Source organism: Streptomyces sp. NPDC051738, from assembly GCF_044453205.1.
Taxonomy (GTDB): Bacteria; Actinomycetota; Actinomycetes; order Streptomycetales; family Streptomycetaceae; genus Streptomyces.
The window spans coordinates 88,756-109,200 of record NZ_JBITCM010000029.1 but is presented as its reverse complement, the minus strand read 5'-3'; the positions used below and the strand labels follow the sequence as shown (position 1 = coordinate 109,200).

The window sequence follows — 20,445 nt, the reverse complement described above, 5'->3', positions numbered from 1 at the left end:
GGCGTTGATTTTTGGCACGCTGTTGAGTTCTCAAGGAACGGACGCTTCCTTTGTACTCACCCTCTCGGGCTTTCCTCCGGGCGCTTCCCTTCGGTGTTTCCAACTCTATCAGTGTTTTTCCGGCCCTCTGACCACCGACCTGCAGACATGCAGAAGGTGACCCCGAGATAGGATCTGACAAGTTGGGTGCTGCCGGGCAAGGACGCCAGGTTGCGTCGCTCAGCCCCAAGCAGGAGTACGACTGTACACGCGGCTGCGGAGCGGGTGCAAATCGATTTGAGGTATGGTCTAGACCACTCCGCGACTCCGAAGCGGAACCGGCACTTCATGTGACATACGCTGCTGAACGGTGTGCCGTCCGGCACGGACAGCGACGGCCCATTCCGTTCTCCACCCCTGGGAGGCTTCCCATGACCACCGTGACGTCCCCACTGGCAGGACGCGCCGTCGGCCTGGCATCCGTACCGGATCCTGTCTTCTCCGGGGCCATGGTCGGCCCGGGCACTGCGATCGACCCCGTGCGCGAGCCCTCCGAGGCCGTGTCGCCTGTGGACGGAGTCATCGTCTCTCTCCATCCGCACGCCTTCGTCGTCGTCGACGAGCAGGGTCACGGTGTGCTCACTCATCTTGGGATCGACACGGTGCAACTCAATGGCGAAGGCTTCGAGCTGCTCGTGAACAAGGGCGACACCGTGACGCGTGGCCAGGGCATCGTGCGCTGGAACCCGGTAGCGGTCGAGGAAGCCGGTAAGTCCCCGGTGTGCCCGATCGTGGCCCTCGAAGCCACGGCTGAGGCCCTCTCCGATCTGCGGGACGACGGCGATGTGAAGGCCGGCGACAGTCTCTTCGTCTGGAAGTGACGTCGGCGCCGTCGCATGACGGCAAGTAGGGACGACAACCACCGCGGCGGCGGGACCCGCCGCACTTATCGGAGACGGGTGAGATGGAGACAACGCTGCGAGGCGTCGGTGTGAGCCACGGTGTGGCGATCGGCGAGGTTCGGCACATGGGAACGGCGGTCCTCGAGCCGCCTGCCAAGCAGATTCCGGCCGAGGAAGCGGAGCGTGAGCAGGGGCGCGCCCGCAAGGCCGTGGAGGCTGTTGCAGCCGACCTGATGGCGCGCGGCAATCTGGCAGGGGGCGAAGCCCAGGCGGTGCTCGAGGCGCAGGCCATGATGGCCCAGGACCCCGAGCTGATGGCGGACGTGGACCGGCGGATTGCCGTCGGCAGCACGGCCGAGCGCGCTGTGTACGACGCCTTCGCCGCGTACCGCGAGCTGCTGGCGGGTGCCGGTGAGTATCTGGCCGGCCGCGTGGCCGACCTTGATGACGTGCGGAATCGTATCGTCGCTCGTTTGCTCGGGGTCCCCATGCCGGGTGTCCCGGACAGTGACGAGCCCTATGTCCTTGTGGCTCGCGACCTCGCTCCGGCAGACACGGCGCTGCTGGATCCGGCCCTGGTTCTCGGCTTCGTCACGGAGGAGGGTGGGCCGACCAGCCACAGCGCGATTCTGGCGAGGGCGCTCGGTGTGCCGGCCGTGGTCGCGCTGCCCGGTGCCGGTGAGCTTGCCGAGGGCACGCTCATCGCTGTGGACGGGAGCACCGGTGACATCTTCGTGAACCCGAGCGACGAGAAGAAAGCCGAGCTGGAGGCTGCCGCCGCCGCACGTAAGGCCGCTCTCGCTGCGTCGACGGGGCCGGGTGCCACCGCCGACGGTCACAAGGTGCCGCTGCTGGCCAACGTCGGCGGGCCGTCCGACGTTCCGGCAGCTGTCGAGGCGGGCGCTGAGGGTGTCGGTCTGTTCCGCACAGAGTTCCTCTTCCTCGACGACAGCAAGCAGGCGCCGTCGGAGGACAAGCAGGTCGAGGCTTACCGGCAGGTGCTTGAGGCCTTTCCCGAGGGCCGTGTCGTCGTACGCGTTCTGGACGCGGGTGCGGACAAGCCGCTTGACTTCCTGACGCCGGCCGATGAGCCGAACCCGGCCCTGGGTGTGCGCGGCCTGCGGACGCTGCTGGACCACCCCGAGGTGCTGCGCACCCAGCTGACGGCACTCGCGAAGGCTGCGGAGGGGCTGCCCGTCTACCTTGAGGTCATGGCCCCGATGGTGGCGGACCGGACCGACGCAAAGGCGTTCGCGGACGCGTGTCGTGCGGCTGGGCTGCAGGCGAAGTTCGGTGCGATGGTGGAGATTCCGTCGGCCGCGCTGCGGGCGCGCTCGATTCTCCAGGAGGTCGAGTTCCTGTCGCTGGGGACGAACGACCTCGCGCAGTACACCTTCGCCGCGGACCGTCAGGTGGGTGCGGTGTCCCGTCTGCAGGATCCGTGGCAGCCCGCGCTGCTCGACCTGGTCGCGCTGTCCGCCGAGGCAGCGAAGGCCGAGGGCAAGAGTTGCGGTGTCTGCGGCGAGGCGGCGTCCGACCCGCTGCTGGCATGTGTACTGACCGGTCTGGGTGTCACCTCCCTGTCCATGGGGTCGGCGTCGATTCCCTACGTCCGGGCGACGCTGGCGAAGTACACGCTGGCGCAGTGCGAGCGTGCCGCTGCGGCGGCGCGTGCGGCGGACAGCGCCGAAGAGGCGCGCAACGCGGCTCAGGCGGTGCTGTCCGGCGAGTAGCCGCCGCGAGACGGCTACGGGCCAGGTCGTGTGGGGCGCTCCACCTGCGGGTGGGGCGCTCCTTTGCGCTAGTGGTCGTGGGCCGGAGGTGCCTCCTCGTCGCCGAGATCCGGAGGCGGGCAGTAGTCGACCCCCGATTCCGGGGCGATGAGGTCTCCCGATTCGATGTCGGTGCAGTAGGCGTCGAAGACCTCGCCGGCGGTCAGGGGTTCCAGGCCGTCTCCACGCAGGCGCCATCCGTAGATGCGGTCCGATGTGCCGGGAGCGGTGGTCCGCATGACGAGTCCGCCGGGGCTCCGGGTCGCGAGGCCGAGGGCGAGAACCGTGGTGAACTCCAGTAGTTCGGCTTCGTCGAGGTTGGTGGCGCCCTGGGCGTCCTCGTCGACGTGCAGGACGGAGACGAGTGTTTCCGGTGTTCCCGTGACGCTGCAGACGAGGTGTCGGCTGCCCGGCTGGGCCGTGTCCAGGATGCGGACCAGGAGGTTGGAGGCGCGGGTGAAGGCAGCGCGGCCGATGTCCTCGCCACAGGTGGCGCAGGTGCCGAGGCGTGCCAGGAGTGTGGCCGCGTATTCCCAGGTGGCTTGTCGGACGGCTTCGTCGACGAGGGCCGGGACGAGGTCTGTCAGCGGCTGGCCTTCGTAGCAGATGGTGGGTCCGGTGGTCGCGAGTTCGGCGGTGAAGCGTGTGCGGCTTGACGCGATGTCGGGGTCCAAGCCCCTTGCCGCGCAGAACTCGGCGTACTCCTGCGGATCGAAGAGAGCGATCGTCGTGTGGCTGCCTTGGGAGGCCCGTGTCCTGAGGAGGGCTTCCACCTGTTCCAGATAGATCTTGTGGTCGTCGAAGGTGAAGCTGCGGTAGCGCCGCATGGCACAGAAATCGTGCTCGTCGGTCAGCAGGCCGATCGTGCCGGCGATTTCGCGGCGCAGGACGCGTTGCATCGTCTGGTGGTCGGTGTGCGCCATCTTTCCCCCTGCGTGCAGTCGATCAATTCTCACTCACAGTAACCGGGGGCACTGACAACGACGTCGGGGTAAGGGGGTCTCGGACCCAAGCAGGGGCATTCGTGCAGGTCGGAGACTGGTGGCGCGGTGGCCGGCCTCGGATGTCGCCGTAGTTCACGTCCGAGGCCGGGGCGTCTCGGTCAGGCGCGCTTGCGGGCGAGTTCCTCGTAGAAGTGCAGGAGGTCGAGGTTGTCGATGGAGCCCGGATTGACCGCCCTCTCAAGGGGTGTGCCCTGGAGGAGGCGTTTGACTGGGACCTCGATGCGCTTGCCAGTGAGGGTGTGGGGGACGCCGGGCACCTCGATGATCTCGTCGGGGACGTGACGTGGAGACAACTGTTCGCGGATGGTCTGCTTGATGCGGTTCAGGAGGGCCTCGTCGAGCACCGCTCCGGGTACCAGGTGCACGAACAAGGGCATCCAGTAGCCGCCGTCGGGCTGTTCGATGCCGATGACCAGGGATTCCTTGATCTCAGGGAGGCGCTCCACGGCTTCGTAGATGTCGGCCGATCCCATGCGGACGCCCTGGCGGTTGAGGGTCGAGTCGGAGCGGCCGTGGATGACGACGGAGCCGCGTGAGGTCACGGTGATCCAGTCGCCGTGGCGCCAAACGCCGGGATAGGTGTCGAAGTAGCTGTCGTGGTACCGGCTGCCGTCGGGGTCGTTCCAGAAGTAGATCGGCATGGACGGCATGGGGTTGGTGACCACGAGCTCGCCCACCTCGTCGATGAGGGGTTGGCCGCTGGGGTCCCAGGACTGCAGGTCGGTGCCCAGGCTGGGGGCCTGGAGTTCGCCGATGTACACAGGCAGCGTGGGCACGGCTCCGGCGAAGCAGGAGCACACGTCCGTGCCGCCGCTGACGGAGGCGATCCACAGGTCGTCGCGGACTTCGTCGTGCAGCCAGCGGAATCCGTCGGGTGGCAGCGGTGATCCGGTGGTGGCGACGCACTGCACCTTGGAGAGGTCGAAGTCGCGGCCTGGGCGTACGTCGGCTTTGCGACAGGCCATGACGTACGCGGCCGAGGTGCCGTAGAGGGTGGCTTCCGTGCGTTCGGCGACGCGCCACTGGGCGCCTGTGTCGGGATAGCCGGGGCTGCCGTCGTAAAGGACGATCGTGGTGCCGGTGAGGAGGCCGGAGACAAGGAAGTTCCACATCATCCAGCCCGTCGAGGTGTACCAGAAGAAACGGTCCTCGGGGCCCAGGTCGCAGTGGAGGCCGAGCTGTTTGAGGTGCTCGACGAGGATGCCGCCCTGGGACTGGACGATGGCCTTGGGGAGGCCGGTAGTGCCGGAGGAGTAGAGCACCCAGAGGGGGTGGTCGAAGGGAACGGGCTCGAAGACCGGTTCCTGGTCGGCGGCTGTGAGGGCGGACCACTCCAGCGAGCCCTCGGGGGCCTCGGTGCCGAGGACCGGGATGTGCACCACGGCGCGCAATGTGGGCAGTTCGCTGCGGAGTTCGGCGACGATGTCGCGGCGGTCGTGCTCCTTGCCGCCGTAGCGGTAGCCGTCGACGGTGAACAGCACGACCGGCTCGATCTGCTGGAAGCGGTCCAGGACGCTGCGGGCACCGAAGTCGGGGGCGCAGGAGGTCCAGACGCCGCCTACGGCGGCCGTGGCGAGGAGAGCGACGACGGCTTGCGGGATGTTCGGGAGGTAGCCGCTGACGCGGTCTCCGGGGCGTACGCCAAGGGCGCGCAGCTCGGCGGCGAGGGAGCCGACCTGACGGCGCAGCTCGGACCAGGTCACGGGGCGGGGTTCGTGGGATTCGTCGACGTAGAGGAGAGCGGGCTCGTCGGCGCGGGTCGCGGCGGCGCGCAGGGCGTGTTCGGCGTAGTTCACGGTGGCGCCGGGGAACCATCGGGTGCCGGGCATCGAGCGATCGGCCAGCACGCGCGCGTAGGGGGTGGAGAAGCGTACGTCGAACCACTCGGTGACGGCTTTCCAGAAGGTGTCCAGTTCGTCGACCGACCAGCGGTGCAGGGCCGCGTAGCCGCCCCCTGCGGGAGCGCCGTGGTTTTCTGCCGCCCAGGCCTGGAACTTGGTGACCTGAGCCCGTGAGATGCGCTGCGGATCTGGCTGCCAGAGCGGCTGGGGATTCACGGTCGACATGGGGCGGCTCCCGGACTGTGCGCGTCGTGTGCGTCTTCCGCGCACGGCTGGGGTGTGCGCGCGACGCGGATGACACGGACGATGCCATGTGATCGACTTCTGCACCAGGGTGCGCCCCACATAGTCCGTGTCGTGAAGATGTGGTCCCGGCACGGGTGAACGGCAGTTGAACGACACGCACGTGTGGGGCGGTCAATGGCAGGCTGAGCAGCATGGACGGTCGTGACCTGGTGCGTTCGATGAAGGCGGTCGGTTCGGTGGGAGCGGCCCAGGGGTTGCGTACCGTACGAGCGGCGTGGCGCAGGAAGCGCGCCGACGCCGAGGGGCTGCCGCCCCGGGGCGCCGAGCGCGCTCGGGTGCCCGGGCCCGTGCAGGAGGTGCGGCCCGGTCCGGGCGGTGGCGTCATCCGGTTCAGCCGGTCCGAGCTGCGCGTGGTCGTCACCGTGAACGGGGCTGTCTTCTGGGGGTGGGACGGGGCCACTCCCGAGCCGTCGTACGCGCTCGCGGGCCGCTGTCCGGAACCGGATCCGCGGGCTGTGCTGGAGCCCGACAAGGACGGTGGCTGGCGTGTCGTGGCCGAGCGGGTGACGGTCGTCATCTCGCGGCACGGCGCTGTGGAGGTGCAGACGCCGGGTGGTGTGACACTGCGCCGTGACCTGCCGCCGCGTTGGTGGGAGCCGGTCGACGGTGGGTCGGCGCGCTGGATGCAGCGGTCGGAGGTGGCCGCGGACGCGCGGTTCTTCGGGCTGGGAGGCCGGGCGTCGGGCCCGCGGCTGAAGGACGGGACCTACCGGCTGTGGAACACCGACCCCGGCCGTGCGTTCGGTCCTGGCGACGACCCGCTGTACATCACCATGCCGGTGCAGTTGGTGGTGGCCGACGCGGCCACACATCTGGTGTTCCACGACACTTCGTGGGACGGCACGGTGACGCTGCGGGAGGGTGAGGAGGGCGCGGGCTCCGGGCATGACCGGGCGGGGAACAGCGAGCTGCGCATGGATGGGGGGCCGCTGCGCTGCTGGGTGATCGTGGGCACTCCCGCGCGCGTGCTGCTCGTCTGGGCCTCCCTCACGGGTGCGGCCGCGCTGCCGCCGGCTTGGGCTCTGGGCCACCATCACGCGCGGTGGGGCTTCGGCAGCGAGCAGGAGGTGCGGCGGATCGTTTCGGGCTACCAGGAGCGGGATCTGCCGCTGGACGCGGTCCATCTGGACATCGACCACTATGACGAGCACCAGGTGTTCACGGTCGACCAGGAGGGCTTCCCCAAACTGCCGCAGCTCGCCGAGGACTTGCGGCGGGACGGGATCCGACTGGTGTCGATCATCGACCCTGCCGTCAAGGCCGCCTCGGGCAATGCCGTGTACGACAGTGGGACGGCCGAGGACGCGTTTGTCAGGGGCGCCTCAGGGAGGCTTGTGCGGGGCGTGGTGTGGCCCGGGGAGGCGGTCTTTCCGGACTTCACGCACGCGCGCGTGCGGCAGTGGTGGGGGAGCCTGTATGCGGAGCGGCTGGCGCAGGGTTTCTCGGGTTTCTGGCATGACATGAACGAGCCGACGTCCTTCGCCGCCTTCGGGGAGTCGACCCTGCCGCGTTCGGCCCGGCACTCCCTGGACGGGCGCGACGGGGACCACCAGGAGGCGCACAACGTCTACGGCCTGTGCATGGCCAGGGCGGGCTACGAGGGGCTGCGCACCCTGGCTCCCGAGGAGCGGCCCTTCGTCTTCTCGCGGTCCGGATGGGCCGGCCTGCAGCGCTACGGGGGGACCTGGTCCGGCGATGTGGCCACGGGCTGGCCCGGACTGCGGGCGTCGCTGTCACTGGTCATGGGCCTGGGACTGTGCGGGGTGCCTTACTCGGGGCCGGACGTGGGCGGGTTCGACGGGAGTCCTTCGCCGGAGCTGTATCTGCGGTGGTTCCAGTTGGCCGCGTATCTGCCGCTGTTCCGTACGCATGCGAGTCTGCGGGCGGGACGCAGGGAACCTTGGGAGTTCGGTCCCGAGGTGCTGGAGCACGCGCGCGTGGCGCTCGTCGAGCGGCGGAGGCTGCTGCCGTACTTCGTGACGCTGGCCCATCTGGCCCGGCGCACGGGGGCGCCGTACGTACGTCCTCTGTGGTGGTCGGGGCCCGAGGAGCGCGCGCTGCGCGACTGCGAGGATGCGTTTCTGCTGGGCGACTGTCTGCTGGTGGCGCCCATGCTGGGTCCGGGTGTTGACCGGCGTGCCGTGCAGCTGCCGCGAGGGCGCTGGTACGACACGGCGACGGGGCGGGCGTACGAAGGGCCGGGGCAGATTCTCGTCGACGCGCCCCTGTCCCGGATCCCGGTGCTCGCGCGCGCGGGTGCCGTCGTCCCGGTACGCGGGGACGACGGCGGGCTGGAGCTGGAGGTGTGGGCGCCCGCCCGGGGGCGTACCGGGGGCGGGCTGGTGGTGCCGGACGCGGGTGATGGCTGGGACGAACCGGAGATCGAGCGCTACCTCACCCGCTGGGAGGGCGAGAAGCTGGTCGTGGAGCTGGAGCATGAGGACGGCATGATCGCGTCGCCTCGTCCGGTACGTATACGAGGGCTCGACGAGCGGTGAGCTCAGAGGTAGCGGCCCTCGAAAAATGCCCGTACGGCCAGCGTGTGCAGCGGGAAGGCGAGCTCCTCCGGCCTGCGCAGAAGGTGCCAGCCTTCGGTCTCGTCCGTGGCGGCCGACGTCGGCAGGCGGTCGACGGACCGTTCCGGAAGGAGACCGAACAGCAGCAGGTGCCCGTCCGGGGAGCTCATCGCGTCGACGAGACGTACGTCGCGGCCGGCCGCGTCGATGCCCGTTTCTTCCTTGAGTTCGCGGACGACGGCCTGCCGCCAGTCCTCGCGGTCGTCGATGTAGCCGCCGGGCAGGGCGATGCCTCCGCGCGCGGGGGCGATGGTTCGAGTGATGACGACCAGGGCTGTGCCCTTCGTGTCGTACACGGGCTGGAGCGCGATCGCTACCGGTAGCGGATTGCGGTAGGCCACGGTGCCGCACGCCGGGCAGGTGCGGGGCCAGCCGGAGACGCCCTCTCCGTAGGGCGCGCCGCAGCTCGAACAGTGGGAATCCGCTGCGGAGTTGGGGATGGAGGCTTGAGTTTCGGACACGCGGCGGACTGTATCCGATGAGTGGAAGGGCGTCTTCCGGGGGCCTGTCATTAGGGCTTGGTGAGGGATTTCCAGGACACGGGGAAGTCGAAGTAGGTGTCCGGATAGGGCTCCGGCTTGTAGGTGTAGTGCCACCACTCCTCGGCGAGGTTCACGAATCCGAGGGCTTCGAGGGTGGTCTTGAGGAGCAGCCTGTTGGCGCGCTGTTCGCCCTGGATGCGCGGGTCGAGGGTGTGCGAGAGGGTGTCGAAGCAGTCGAATCCGGTGCCCATGTCGACCGAGTTGTCGGGGAAGCGTTCGCCCTGGGGTGCGTAGCAGGGTACGAGGGGCTCTCCCGGCATGAATGGCCTGGTGGGCTTCGCCGGAAGCCGGACGATCGTCAGGTCCATGGTCGAGCCTCGGCTGTGGCCGGATTTCTCCGCGATGTAACCGTCCTCGAACAGGCGGGTCTTGTCGACGTTCGGGTAGAACTCGGTCTTCATGGCCTGGTCGTCAAGGTTCTTGGCCCAGCGCACGAAGTGGTCGACGGAGCGTTGCGGCCGGTAGCAGTCGTATACCTTGAGCGTGTAGCCCTGGCGCAGCAGCTGCTTCTGGGCCTTGTGGAGCGCTTCCGCAGAGGGTCGGGTGAGGATGCAGAGGGGCTGCCGGTAGCCGTCGATGCGCTCGCCCACGAAGTTGTGCGGGGTGAGGTACCGCATCTCCTGAACGATGGTGGGATCCACGGTTCTCAGCGCCACGAAGTCCTTCGGCGCCTTGGGCTCGGTCTTCGCCTGAGCGGTGGCGGGGACGGGGACGGCGGTCACGGCCAGCAGGGTGGCGAGCGTGGTGACCAGTCCCCGTACCGCGGTCGAGAGTCGTGTCATGTCTCCTGCGTCTATCAGGATTTCGTTCTGCCGGGGAAGCAATCGGATGCAGTTCGCCCTTCGGGCCGCTCTGCCGCTTTTCGGTTGCCCGTGGCACACTTCTGACGTTCCGTCAGATCTGTTGCCGGGAGGGACTGTGCCACGCACGCGCACACCAGTGGTCGCCGGATGGTTCACCGGCGGCGGGGACGACTTCCGACTCCTCGGCACCCGGTGCTCCGCCTGTGCCTCGGTCTTCTTTCCCCGTGAGGACGCTCACTGCCGCAACCCGGACTGCATGGGCGGCGAACTGGAGGAGACCCCGCTGTCCCGGCGCGGGCGTGTCTGGTCGTACACGGACAGCCGGTATCAGCCTCCGTCACCCTATGTGACCGATCCGGAACTTCCGTGGGAGCCGTACACGTTGATCGCTGTGGAGCTGGTGGCCGAGCGCCTCGTGGTGCTGGGACAGGCGGTTCCCGGTGTCACCGTCGCCGATCTGGCGGTGGGCATGGAGGTGGAGGTCGTCCCCGGGGTCCTTCATGAGGACGCGGAGACGATCTGGACGACGTGGCAGTGGCGACCGACGGGGGTGACGGCATGACGGAAGAGGTTGCGGTGCTCGGCGCGGGCATGCATCCCTGGGGCAAGTGGGGGCGCAGTTTCGTCGAGTACGGCGCGGTGGCGGCCCGCGCGGCACTCGCGGATGCGGGACTGAAGTGGCGGGATATCGGGTCGATCGTCGGCGCGGACACCGTGCGGGGCGGCTATCCGGGGTATGTGGCCGGGGCGACGTTCGCCAAAGCGCTGGGCTGGCAGGGCGCCCGGGTCACGAGCGTGTACGCGGCCTGCGCGTCCGGGGCTCAGGCCATCAACGCCGCGCGGACGCAGATACTTTCGGGACTGGCGGACGTCGTGCTGGTGGTGGGTGCGGATGCGGCTCCCAAGGGGTTTTTCCGGCCTGCGGGCGGCGACCGGCCCGATGATCCGGACTGGCTGCGTTTCCGTGTCCTCGGTGCGACCAATCCGACGTACTTCGGGCTGTACGCGCGCCGGCGGATGGCCGTGCACGGGGACACACCGGAGGACTTCGCCCAGGTCAAGGTGAAGAACGCCGCGGTCGGCGCACTGAATCCCTACGCGCGCTACCGCAAGCCGGTGACCGCCGAGGAGGTCGCCGCGTCCGCCGTGGTCGCCGATCCCCTGCGGCTGCTCGACATCTGCGCTACCTCCGACGGAGGGGCCGCTCTCGTGCTGGCCGGCATGGAGTTCGCACGGCGGCACGGGGCCAGGGATCCGGTGCGGATCCGGGCGGTGTCCACCGTGACGCCGCGTTACCCCAACACCGTCCTGGATCTGCCCGACATCGCGACGGACTCCGCGGTGGCGGTGCGACCGGCGGCCGAGACGTTCCGGGAGTCGATCGCGCGCGCGGCCTACGAGGAAGCGGGCGTCGGCCCGGAGGAGCTGTCCTTCGCCGAGGTCTACGACCTGTCCACCGCCCTGGAGTTGCAGTGGTACGAGGATCTGGGGCTGTGCGGCGAGGGAGAGGCCGCGAAGCTGCTGCGGGAGGGCACGACGAGGCTCAACGGCCGTATACCCGTGAACGTGAGCGGCGGCCTGGCCTCCTTCGGGGAGGCGGTGCCGGCCCAGGCGATCGCCCAAGTATGCGAACTCACCTGGCAGTTGAGAGGCGACGCGGGTGACCGGCAGGTCGCCGGGGCGCGCGTGGGGATCTCGGCGAATCAGGGGCTGTTCGGGCACGGGTCGGCGGTGATCGCCGTGCGGTGAGGTGTGGCGGTGCCTCGGGCGCACGGGGGCGGTCCCACAACCGTGGCGCCACCGCCGTAGACCGAGGCCGACCAGGCATGTCTACGGTGTGTGACCAACCCGGAATCCTGCGTGAACGTCTTATGAACTGGGCTCGGGCGTGCTCCAGCGGCGCCATCATGCTGCCGTGGACTCCTGGACGGATACTCTCCGCTTCGCATTCCAACCGGTGGTCAATCTGACGACCAGTGGGGTCGCGGGGCTGGAGATACTCGCCCGGCCGGAGACCGGCGACGTCCTGGCCGAGGCCCGCCGGGATCCCGAACTCGACGGCAGGCTGGCCGTGTTGGCGTTCCGGGCGGCAGCTCGCAGGGAGGCGTTGCTGCCGCTGTACGTCAATGTGTTCGCCGGTACCCTCGCCGACCTCGGTGGACTCACGCCGCTGCACGACGCCGTACGTGCGGCGGGGCGGCTGCCGTGGGAGGTGACGATCGACGTCGGTCCGCCGTACACGCATGTGCCTCAGCCGGCGCTGCTGGAGGCGATCGGTTCGCTGCGGGACCAGGGTTTCCGGATCAGTGCGGACGGCGTCGGCGACGGGGACGTGCCGCTACGGTTGCTCACCGACATGGCGCCCGACCTGGTGAAGCTCGACGCGTCCATGCTGGCACGCCCGGCGGCGGTACGGGCGATGCGGACGCTGTGCGACCAGTTGGCTGCGCTCCTGTGCGTCGAGGGCGTGGAGACGGAGTTGCAGTGCGGGTCCGCGCGGGCGGCGGGCGCACAGCTGGCTCAGGGCGAGCTGTTCGCCCCGCCGGCTCGGCTTCCCGCGGCGGAGGTATACGTTCCGCCGCGCTCCACCGGACTGGCGGTGACACCACGCTCGGGACCGTCGGTGCGGGAGTTCGTGCGGCCGGCCGCGCTGCTGCCGGCCACCGCGTCCGCGGGCCAGGTCCGGGCGCTGCTGACCGGGTCGCCGGAGGTGTCCGGGGTGCTGCTGGTGGACATCAACGGTGTCCCGGTGCGGTCGGTGCATCGCTCCCGGTTCCTGCTGTCGATGTCGGGCCGCTACGGCCATGCCCTGTACGCCGACCGGCCCGCGGCCAAGCTCGGGGATCCGCCGCGCACGGTGGGTGTCGACGCCACCGCGTGGGAGGTGCTGGACGTGGTCGCCATCGGCGGCCGGGACCGTACGTCGGACGATGTGGCCGTGGTCGACCGGTACGGCCGTTGCGTGGGCGTCGTACGGCTCGCCGACCTCGTGCGGGCGCTTGCCGAGACCCGGGTCGAGGAGGCCGCGGGGCTCAATCCGCTGACCCGGCTGCCCGGGTCGGACGCGATCACCGATGAGGTGGACCGGCGGATCGCGGACGGGCGGACGTTCGCATTGAGTTGGCTGGATGTGGACCATTTCAAGCAGGTCAACGACGGGGCCGGGTTCGCGGCGGGTGACGAACTGATCCGGTCGGTGGGGCGGGTGCTTCAGCACGGGGCGTCGGACAGCACCCGTGTGGGCCACATCGGCGGAGACGACTTCCTGGTGCTGGCGGATCCGGAAGGACTGAGTCCACTGGCCGTCTCCGTGCTGGACGCACCCTGGTCGGCGGGTGGGCGTCCGGTCACGTTGTCCCTGGCCACGGTGTTGTGCGAGCCCGGGAGCGTGACGGACCACCGGCAGGCGGCCTCCTGTCTTGCGCCGCTGAAGAAGGCGGCGAAGTCCCTGAGCGGGGCGAGCTGGGTGCTGGGCCGCGCGGGGCTGCCCGGGCACGAGATCCTTCGCGGAGTGGAGGCGGCCACGGCTCCGGCCGAGTGCGCGGTGGCGGAGCCCGGCAGGGGGTGAGACGCTTTCCCCACGAGGTCGGCGGTGGCCGAAAGGTGACCGTAGCCCTCAGCGCATCCATGACCTTCGGCCACTGCCGGGTCCAGCAGGAACGGGCCTGCCTGCCGGCCTCAGCAGGGCCCCGGTGTCAGTTGCACCCCACCATGGGCATGCCCGGAGCACGATCGGCGTGGGTCCGTGCCCCAACGGCACGCCCTCAACCGTTGGCGTCGGCGACCTTGACGCCCCCTGGACGCCGGTGAACACTTCCCGGTGTCAGCCGACATCGCCGTACATTCTCGGCGTATCCACGCACTGCGCCGCGCGTTTCCACCTGTACCAAGGCCCCTCCCCCACGGGTGATTCGGCTGCGACGGCACGCTCGTCACGGACGCCGGGCGGGGCGCGGGACCTTCCTGCCCTTCGGCTGATGTCGCCATGGGAAACGCACCCCGCACGGAGAACCGGGGCCGATCGTCCCGGCCAGGGCCTAGGAGCCGCAATGACAAACGGAGACATATTCCTCGGTGAGGTCATCGGTACCGCGATTCTGATCCTCTTCGGGGCCGGAGTGGTCGCCGCGGTCGTACTCAACTACTCCAAGGCGAAGGACGCGGGCTGGGTCGTCATCGCCTTCGGCTGGGGATTCGGCGTGATGGCCGGCGCGTACACCGCCGCTCCGCTGTCCGGCGGGCAAATCAACCCGGCCGTGACGGTCGGGATCGCCATCGACACCGGGGTGTGGGACAAGGTCCACATCTACATCGCCGGCCAGATGGTCGGTGCGATCCTCGGTGCGGTGCTGTGTTGGCTGGTCTACTACGCGCAGTTCCAGGCCAATGCCGAGGAGGACAAGGCACAGCCGACCCTCGGGATCTTCTCCACCGCGCCGACGATCCGCAATCCCGTGGCGAACCTCCTCACCGAGATCATCGCGACGATCGCGCTGGTGCTGCCGATCCTCGCCTTCGGCCTGACCAAGGGGCTCGGCGAGAACGGCACCGCGATCCTGATCGTCTCGTTCCTGGTGGTCGGCATCGGTCTGTCGCTCGGCGGTCCCACGGGATACGCCATCAACCCGGCCCGTGACCTGGGCCCCCGCATCGTCCACGCCCTGCTCCCGATCCCCAACAAGGGCACCTCGGACTGGAGCTACTCGTGGATTCCGGTGGTGGGACCGCTGATCGGCGCGGTGCTGTCCGGGCTCATCTTCAACGCAGCCTTCTGAAGGACCCGACGAAGGGGACGTCATGACGGACAAGTTCGTCGCCGCTATCGACCAGGGCACGACCTCGAGCCGCTGCATCATCTTCAACCAGGACGGCGCGATCGTGGCCGTCGACCAGCGGGAGCACCGCCAGATCTTCCCCAAACCCGGGTGGGTGGAGCACGACGCCACCGAGATCTGGTCGAAGGTGCAGGCGGTGGTCGCCGGCGCGATCGCCAAGGCGGGGCTGCGCACCGACCAGCTCAGTGCGCTCGGCATCACCAACCAGCGCGAGACGACGGTCCTGTGGGACCGAGCGACGGGCAAGCCGGTCCACAACGCGATCGTGTGGCAGGACACCCGTACGGCGGCACTGTGCAACCAGCTCGGTGGCTCGGACGGGCAGGATCGTTTCCGCGAGCAGACCGGGCTGCCGCTGGCCAGCTACTTCTCCGGCCCCAAGGCTGCCTGGCTGCTGGACAACGTGCCCGGCCTGAGGGCGCGCGCCGAGCGCGGGGAGATCGCCTTCGGCACCATCGACTCCTGGCTGATCTGGAACCTCACCGGCGGCACGGACGGCGGACACCACGTCACCGATGTGACCAACGCCGGCCGCACCATGCTGATGAACCTGGAGACCCTTCAGTGGGACTCCTCGATCCTGTCCGCGATGAACGTCCCCGAGGCCGTCCTTCCGGAGATCAAGTCCTCCGCCGAGGTGTACGGGACCGCCGTCGGACAGCTGGCCGGTGTGCCGGTCGCCTCGGCCCTGGGCGACCAGCAGGCGGCGGTGTTCGGACAGGCCTGCTATGACGTGGGCACGGCGAAGAACACGTACGGCACGGGCAGCTTCCTGCTGCTCAACACCGGCAACCGGCCGGTGCCGTCCAAGAGCGGGCTGCTGACGACCATGGGCTACAAGATCGGCAGCGAGGCGCCCGTGTACTGCCTGGAGGGGTCGATAGCCATAACGGGCGCGCTGGTCCAGTGGTTCCGCGACCAGCTCGGCATCATCCGCACCGCCGACGAGATCGAGCCCTTGGCGGCGAGCGTCGAGGACAACGGCGGCGCGTACATCGTGCCCGCCTTCTCCGGCCTGTTCGCGCCGTACTGGCGCTCGGACGCGCGCGGCGTCATCACCGGGCTGACGCGGTACGTCACCAAGGCGCACCTCGCCCGCGCGGTGCTGGAGGCGACCAGCTGGCAGACGCGCGAGGTCGTGGACGCGATGTTCCAGGACTCCGGGGTGCAGATCACGACCCTGAAGGTCGACGGCGGCATGACGAAGAACAACCTGCTCATGCAGCACCAGGCCGACGTGCTCGACGTGCCGGTGATCCGGCCGAAGGTCTCCGAGACGACGTGCCTGGGCGCGGCGTACGCGGCGGGGCTGGCCACCGGGGTGTGGAACGACCTGGACGAGCTCAAGGCGCACTGGGCGAAGGACGTCGAGTGGACACCCTCCATGTCCGCCCAGGACCGTGACCGCGAGTACCACAACTGGCGCAAGGCGGTGGAGAAGAGCTTCGGCTGGCAGGAGGACGGCGAGGGCTGAGACAGACGGCCGGAGCCGAAGCAGGACGGACGGCCGGAGCCGAAGAACGGTCCACGCGCGCGTGCGACCCGCGTGAGCCACGCGCGCGTGCCATGAGCCGCGGCCCGTACCCCGGTCGGCGGGGGTACGGGCCGTGCCCGTGCGCCGAGGGTCAGCCCATGCGCCGAGGATCAGGTGGTCACGGTCTGCCGGCGGTCCGCCTGGTAGGCCATCGCGTGCTGGACGACGCCGATGAGGATCTCCTTGACGGACTCCCGGTCGCGGGCGTCGCACAGCAGCAGCGGCACGCCGTCGTCGAGGTCGAGGGCCCGCCGGATGTCCTCCGCCGGGTAACGGGCGGCTCCCTCGAAGCAGTTGACGCCGACGAGGAAGGGTATGGAGCGCCGTTCGAAGTAGTCGACGGCCGCGAAGCAGTCCTCGAGCCGACGGGTGTCCGCGAGGACGACGGCACCGAGCGCGCCTTCCGAGAGCTCGTCCCACATGAACCAGAAACGCTCCTGGCCGGGTGTGCCGAAGACGTACAGCACCAGGTCCTCGCGCAGGGTGATGCGGCCGAAGTCCATGGCAACGGTGGTGGTGCGCTTGCCCTCGACACCGCTCGTGTCGTCGACCGGGCGTCCGGCCTCGGTGAGCAGTTCCTCAGTGCGCAGCGGCCTGATCTCGCTGACCGCGCCGACGAGGGTGGTCTTGCCCACGCCGAAGCCGCCGGCCACCAGGATCTTGAGCGTGACGGGCTCGACCGGAGGCTTCCCGCGCTCAGAACGCCCGAAGATCATCGATCTCTTCTCCTGCTTGATGGGGGTCGCGCGACGGTGGGCCGTAGCCTCCGCCGCCGGGGGTTTCGATGACGAGTACGTCGCCGGGTTCGACGTCCGCCGAGTCGCTGCCGGCGAGTGCGGTGACCGTGCCGTCCGCGCGCTCGACGCGGTTGGCTCCCAGCGCTCCGGGTTCGCCGCCCGCCATGCCGTACGGCGGCACTCTGCGGTGCTGGGACAGCGTGGAGACGGTCATGGGCTCGTGGAACCGGATGCGGCGCACGGCGCCGTCCCCACCGCTCCACTGCCCGGCTCCGCCGCTGCCGCGCCGTACGGCGAACTCGTCGAGCTGCACCGGCAGTCGCCACTCCAGCACTTCGGGATCGGTGAGCCGGGAGTTGGTCATGTGGGTCTGGACGACGGGCGCGCCGGGGAACCCGTCGCCCGCGCCGGACCCGGAGGCCACGGTCTCGTAGTACTGGTGGCGTTCGTTGCCGAAGGTGACGTTGTTCATGGTGCCGGAGCCCTCGGCCTGGACGCCCAGGGCGGCGTAGAGGGCACCGGTGATCGCCTGGGAGGTCTCCACGTTGCCCGCGACGACCGCTGCCGGCGGTTCGGGCGCCAGCATGGAACCGGACGGCACGACGATCTCCAGGGGCCGCAGACAGCCGTCGTTGAGCGGGATGTCGTCCGCGACGAGGGTGCGGAAGACGTACAGGACCGCCGCGTTGACGACCGCGAAGGGGGCGTTGAAGTTCGTGGCCAACTGTGGGGACGTTCCGGTGAAGTCGACGGTGGCGGAGCGCTTCTCGCGGTCCACACGCACGCGTACCCGGATGACGGCGCCGGAGTCGGTCTCGTAGGCGAACGCGCCGTCGTCCAGGGCGTCGATGACGCGACGCACCGCTTCCTCGGCGTTGTCCTGGACGTGCCTCATGTAGGCCTGGACGACGGCGAGGCCGAAGTTCTCGATCATGCGGGCGACTTCGTCGACGCCCTTCTGGTTGGCGGCGATCTGGGCGCGCAGGTCGGCGAGGTTGGTCTTCGGGTTGCGGGAGGGGTAGGTCGCCTCGGTGAGCAGGCGGAGGGTCTCCTCCTCGCGGAAGCGGCCGTCCTCGGCAAGCAGCCAGTTGTCGAAGAGGATTCCCTCCTCCTCGATGGTGCGGCTGTCCGCGGGCATGGAGCCGGGGGCGATGCCACCGATCTCGGCATGGTGGCCGCGTGAGGCGACGTAGAAGAGGATCTCCGGGTCACTCTCCGTGTTCGCGGTACTTCCCGCGTCGAAGACCGGGGTGATCACGGTGACGTCGGGCAGATGGGTGCCGCCGTGGTACGGGTCGTTGACGGCGTAGGTGTCGCCGGGGCGCATCCGGGAGCGGCGGCGCCGGATGACCTCCTTGACGCTCGTGCCCATCGAGCCCAGGTGGACGGGGATGTGCGGGGCGTTGGCCACCAGGTTTCCGTCCGGGTCGAAGAGCGCGCAGGAGAAGTCGAGCCGTTCCTTGATGTTGACGGACTGCGCTGTGGACTCCAGGCGTGCGCCCATCTGTTCGGCGATGGACATGAACAGGTTGTTGAAGACCTCCAGAAGAACCGGGTCGGCTTTCGTGTCGATCTCGGAACTCTGCGTAATCGCCACGCGTTCCATGACCAGATGCCCGTCGTCGGTCGTCGCGGCTTGCCAGCCGTGGTCGACGACGGTCGTCGCACTGGACTCGGTGATGATCGCCGGGCCAGTGACGGTTTCGCCGGGAGGCAGATCCTCGCGGCGATGGAGGGGTACGTCGCGCCAGGTGCCGCCCGTGTGGAGGGGGACGGTCTCCGGGGCGGCCGGGGCGCCTTCAGGGGTGGCCTCGTAAGGGGCGAGAGCAGAGAGATCGGGGGGTTCGGTGATGCCGGTGGCTTCGACGGAGAGGGCTTCGACGACGATCGGGCGGTCGAGGGTGAAGGAGTACGTGGCGCGATGACGTTCTTCGAAGGCTCGCCTCATCGTGTCGGGCTCGGTGAGCTCGACGGTGAGGGTGGTGTCGGTGCCGTCGTAGCGGAGTTGGGCACGGCGGGTGACCTCGATGCGGTCCTCGGGGACGTCCTCGTCGAGGAGCTCGGTGCGGGCAGCGGCCTGCAGACCCTCCGCCGTCTTGAGGACGCCGGGCATCGAGGCCGCCTCCAGGGGCGCCTCGACGGACTGTTCGCGCATGGCGGTGGTGTCGGCGAGGCCGATGCCGAGGGCGGAGAGGACGCCGGCCATGGGCGGCACGAGGACGGTGCGGATGCCGAGCGAATCGGCGACCATGCACGCGTGCTGGCCGCCGGCGCCACCGAAAGTGGTGAGGGCGTAGCGGGTGACGTCGTGGCCCTTCTGGACGGAGATCCGCTTCACGGCGTTGGCGATGTTGGCGACCGCGATCTGCAGGAAGCCCTCGGCGACCTGCTCGGGGGTGCGGTCGTCGCCGGTCTGCTCGCGGATCTCTCGCGCGAGCGCGGCGAAGCGGTCCCGGACGAGGGTGTCGTCCAGGGGCTGGTCGCCGTCGGGGCCGAACACCCTGGGGAAGTGGGCGGGTTGGATTCGGCCGAGCATGACGTTGGCGTCGGTGACCGCGAGCGGGCCGCCGCCCCGGTAGCAGGCGGGCCCCGGGTCCGCGCCCGCCGAGTCCGGCCCTACGCGGTAGCGGGAGCCGTCGAAGTGCAGGACGGAACCACCGCCGGCCGCGACGGTGTGGATGTCCAGCATGGGGGCGCGCAGCCGGACGCCGGCGATCTGCGTGGTGAAGACACGTTCGTACTCGCCCGCGAAGTGCGAGACGTCGGTGGAGGTACCGCCCATGTCGAAGCCGATGACGCGGTCGAAGCCGGCGAGCTGCGACATGCGGGCCATGCCGACGATGCCGCCGGCGGGTCCGGAGAGGATGGCGTCCTTGCCGCGGAACTGCCCGGCTTCGGCGAGACCGCCGTTGGACTGCATGAACATCAGCCGTACGCCTTCGAGCTCGTCGGCGACATGCTGGACGTAGCGGCGCAGTACGGGCGAGAGGTAGGCATCGACGACGGCGGTGTCCCCGCGCGGGACGACCTTCATCAGGGGGCTGACCTCGCTGGACAGCGAGATCTGCGGGAAGCCGATGCGGGCGGCGAGGCGGCCGACGGCCTGTTCGTGGGCGGGATGCAGGTGGCTGTGCATGCAGACGACGGCGACGGCGCGGATCCCGTCGTCGTACGCCTCCTGGAGCGGCGCGGCGAGGGCATCCAGGTCGGGCGCGTGCAGGACGGTGCCGCCGGCGGTGATGCGTTCATCGACCTCGACGACCCGTTCGTACAGCAGCTCGGGGAGTTCGATGCGGCGGGCGAAGATGCGGGGCCGGTTCTGGTAGGCGATGCGCAGTGCGTCGCGGAACCCGCGGGTGATGACCAGCAGGGTCCGCTCGCCCTTGCGTTCGAGGAGGGCGTTGGTGGCAACCGTCGTGCCCATGCGGACGGCCTCGATGGGGTCCTCGGAGCCCTCGAGCAGCTCGCGTACGCCCGCGACGGCCGCGTCGGAGTAGCGGGCCGGGTTCTCCGACAGGAGTTTGTGGGTCAGGAGGCGGCCGTCCGGGCGTCGCGCGACGATGTCCGTGAAGGTGCCGCCTCGATCGACCCAGAACTGCCAGCCTGTCACGTCA

General features: G+C 69.4%; 14 protein-coding genes. 8 read left to right on the top strand and 6 right to left on the bottom strand.

The annotated features are described in order from the left end of the window. The first annotated feature begins 410 nt into the window (after positions 1-410). On the top strand, positions 411-860 hold the full coding sequence (locus tag ACIA8X_RS42725; RefSeq protein WP_031486169.1) for a PTS glucose transporter subunit IIA: 450 nt from the start codon (positions 411-413) through the stop codon (positions 858-860). 83 nt (positions 861-943) lie between these two features. Further along, positions 944-2,614 carry a phosphoenolpyruvate--protein phosphotransferase gene (ptsP, locus tag ACIA8X_RS42720; RefSeq protein ID WP_393461396.1) on the top strand — a complete coding sequence of 557 codons (1,671 nt, stop codon included), beginning with the start codon at positions 944-946 and terminating at the stop codon, positions 2,612-2,614. Positions 2,615-2,682: 68 nt separating this feature from the next. Here the strand turns inward: ptsP and ACIA8X_RS42715 are convergent, their stop codons facing one another. Together ACIA8X_RS42715 and ACIA8X_RS42710 are read right to left on the bottom strand one after the other, a co-directional pair. After that, positions 2,683-3,576, bottom strand: a complete 894-nt coding sequence (locus ACIA8X_RS42715) for a hypothetical protein (protein WP_393461398.1) — start codon at positions 3,574-3,576, stop codon at positions 2,683-2,685. Between the two features lie 179 nt (positions 3,577-3,755). Further along, the gene (locus ACIA8X_RS42710) at positions 3,756-5,723 is read right to left on the bottom strand and encodes an acetoacetate--CoA ligase (RefSeq protein ID WP_393461400.1); all 1,968 of its coding nucleotides are present in this window, start codon (positions 5,721-5,723) and stop codon (positions 3,756-3,758) included. Between the two features lie 212 nt (positions 5,724-5,935). Between ACIA8X_RS42710 and ACIA8X_RS42705 the strand changes: the two genes are divergently transcribed. After that, on the top strand, positions 5,936-8,302 hold the full coding sequence (locus tag ACIA8X_RS42705; RefSeq protein ID WP_393461402.1) for a TIM-barrel domain-containing protein: 2,367 nt from the start codon (positions 5,936-5,938) through the stop codon (positions 8,300-8,302). A 2-nt stretch (positions 8,303-8,304) separates the two neighbouring features. Here the strand turns inward: ACIA8X_RS42705 and ACIA8X_RS42700 are convergent, their stop codons facing one another. Together ACIA8X_RS42700 and ACIA8X_RS42695 are read right to left on the bottom strand one after the other, a co-directional pair. Next, positions 8,305-8,841, bottom strand: coding sequence for an NUDIX domain-containing protein (locus tag ACIA8X_RS42700; protein ID WP_393461404.1), 537 nt, complete (start codon positions 8,839-8,841; stop codon positions 8,305-8,307). Between the two features lie 50 nt (positions 8,842-8,891). Further along, complete coding sequence (locus ACIA8X_RS42695) at positions 8,892-9,704, bottom strand: M15 family metallopeptidase (RefSeq protein WP_393461406.1); 813 nt, start codon at positions 9,702-9,704, stop codon at positions 8,892-8,894. Between the two features lie 157 nt (positions 9,705-9,861). Between ACIA8X_RS42695 and ACIA8X_RS42690 the strand changes: the two genes are divergently transcribed. The 5 genes from ACIA8X_RS42690 to glpK all read left to right on the top strand — a co-directional run bounded on the left by ACIA8X_RS42690 (position 9,862) and on the right by glpK (position 16,034). Continuing rightward, positions 9,862-10,287, top strand: a complete 426-nt coding sequence (locus ACIA8X_RS42690) for a Zn-ribbon domain-containing OB-fold protein (protein ID WP_393461547.1) — start codon at positions 9,862-9,864, stop codon at positions 10,285-10,287. Further along, positions 10,284-11,474 (top strand): lipid-transfer protein, encoded by a 1,191-nt coding sequence (locus ACIA8X_RS42685; protein WP_393461408.1) that lies wholly within the window; start codon positions 10,284-10,286, stop codon positions 11,472-11,474. Before ACIA8X_RS42690 ends, ACIA8X_RS42685 begins: the two co-directional genes overlap by 4 nt. A gap of 166 nt (positions 11,475-11,640) precedes the next feature. Next, the gene (locus ACIA8X_RS42680; protein WP_393461410.1) at positions 11,641-13,293 is read left to right on the top strand and encodes an EAL domain-containing protein; all 1,653 of its coding nucleotides are present in this window, start codon (positions 11,641-11,643) and stop codon (positions 13,291-13,293) included. A gap of 481 nt (positions 13,294-13,774) precedes the next feature. Further along, positions 13,775-14,500 carry an MIP/aquaporin family protein gene (locus tag ACIA8X_RS42675; protein ID WP_393461412.1) on the top strand — a complete coding sequence of 242 codons (726 nt, stop codon included), beginning with the start codon at positions 13,775-13,777 and terminating at the stop codon, positions 14,498-14,500. Positions 14,501-14,522: 22 nt separating this feature from the next. Further along, the gene (gene glpK, locus ACIA8X_RS42670) at positions 14,523-16,034 is read left to right on the top strand and encodes a glycerol kinase GlpK (RefSeq protein WP_393461414.1); all 1,512 of its coding nucleotides are present in this window, start codon (positions 14,523-14,525) and stop codon (positions 16,032-16,034) included. Between the two features lie 170 nt (positions 16,035-16,204). On the opposite strand, the gene ACIA8X_RS42665 is transcribed toward glpK, so the two are convergent. Together ACIA8X_RS42665 and ACIA8X_RS42660 are read right to left on the bottom strand one after the other, a co-directional pair. Beyond that, entirely contained in the window at positions 16,205-16,810 is a 606-nt protein-coding gene (locus ACIA8X_RS42665) for an ATP/GTP-binding protein (protein WP_393461416.1), read from the bottom strand. Beyond that, on the bottom strand, positions 16,791-20,441 hold the full coding sequence (locus tag ACIA8X_RS42660; protein ID WP_393461418.1) for a hydantoinase B/oxoprolinase family protein: 3,651 nt from the start codon (positions 20,439-20,441) through the stop codon (positions 16,791-16,793). The genes ACIA8X_RS42665 and ACIA8X_RS42660 overlap by 20 nt, the downstream gene beginning before the upstream one ends. Positions 20,442-20,445 lie beyond the last annotated feature (4 nt).

What these genes read in the sequence shown, in the direction of transcription:
- ACIA8X_RS42685 (WP_393461408.1), top strand. Translation starts at nt 10,284, where the DNA reads ATGACGGAAGAGGTTGCGGTGCTCGGCGCGGGCATGCATCCCTGGGGC.
- ACIA8X_RS42715 (WP_393461398.1), bottom strand. Translation starts at nt 3,576, where the DNA reads ATGGCGCACACCGACCACCAGACGATGCAACGCGTCCTGCGCCGCGAA.
- glpK (WP_393461414.1), top strand. Translation starts at nt 14,523, where the DNA reads ATGACGGACAAGTTCGTCGCCGCTATCGACCAGGGCACGACCTCGAGC.
- ACIA8X_RS42725 (WP_031486169.1), top strand. Translation starts at nt 411, where the DNA reads ATGACCACCGTGACGTCCCCACTGGCAGGACGCGCCGTCGGCCTGGCA.
- ACIA8X_RS42705 (WP_393461402.1), top strand. Translation starts at nt 5,936, where the DNA reads ATGGACGGTCGTGACCTGGTGCGTTCGATGAAGGCGGTCGGTTCGGTG.
- ptsP (WP_393461396.1), top strand. Translation starts at nt 944, where the DNA reads ATGGAGACAACGCTGCGAGGCGTCGGTGTGAGCCACGGTGTGGCGATC.
- ACIA8X_RS42695 (WP_393461406.1), bottom strand. Translation starts at nt 9,704, where the DNA reads ATGACACGACTCTCGACCGCGGTACGGGGACTGGTCACCACGCTCGCC.
- ACIA8X_RS42665 (WP_393461416.1), bottom strand. Translation starts at nt 16,810, where the DNA reads ATGATCTTCGGGCGTTCTGAGCGCGGGAAGCCTCCGGTCGAGCCCGTC.
- ACIA8X_RS42675 (WP_393461412.1), top strand. Translation starts at nt 13,775, where the DNA reads ATGACAAACGGAGACATATTCCTCGGTGAGGTCATCGGTACCGCGATT.
- ACIA8X_RS42710 (WP_393461400.1), bottom strand. Translation starts at nt 5,723, where the DNA reads ATGTCGACCGTGAATCCCCAGCCGCTCTGGCAGCCAGATCCGCAGCGC.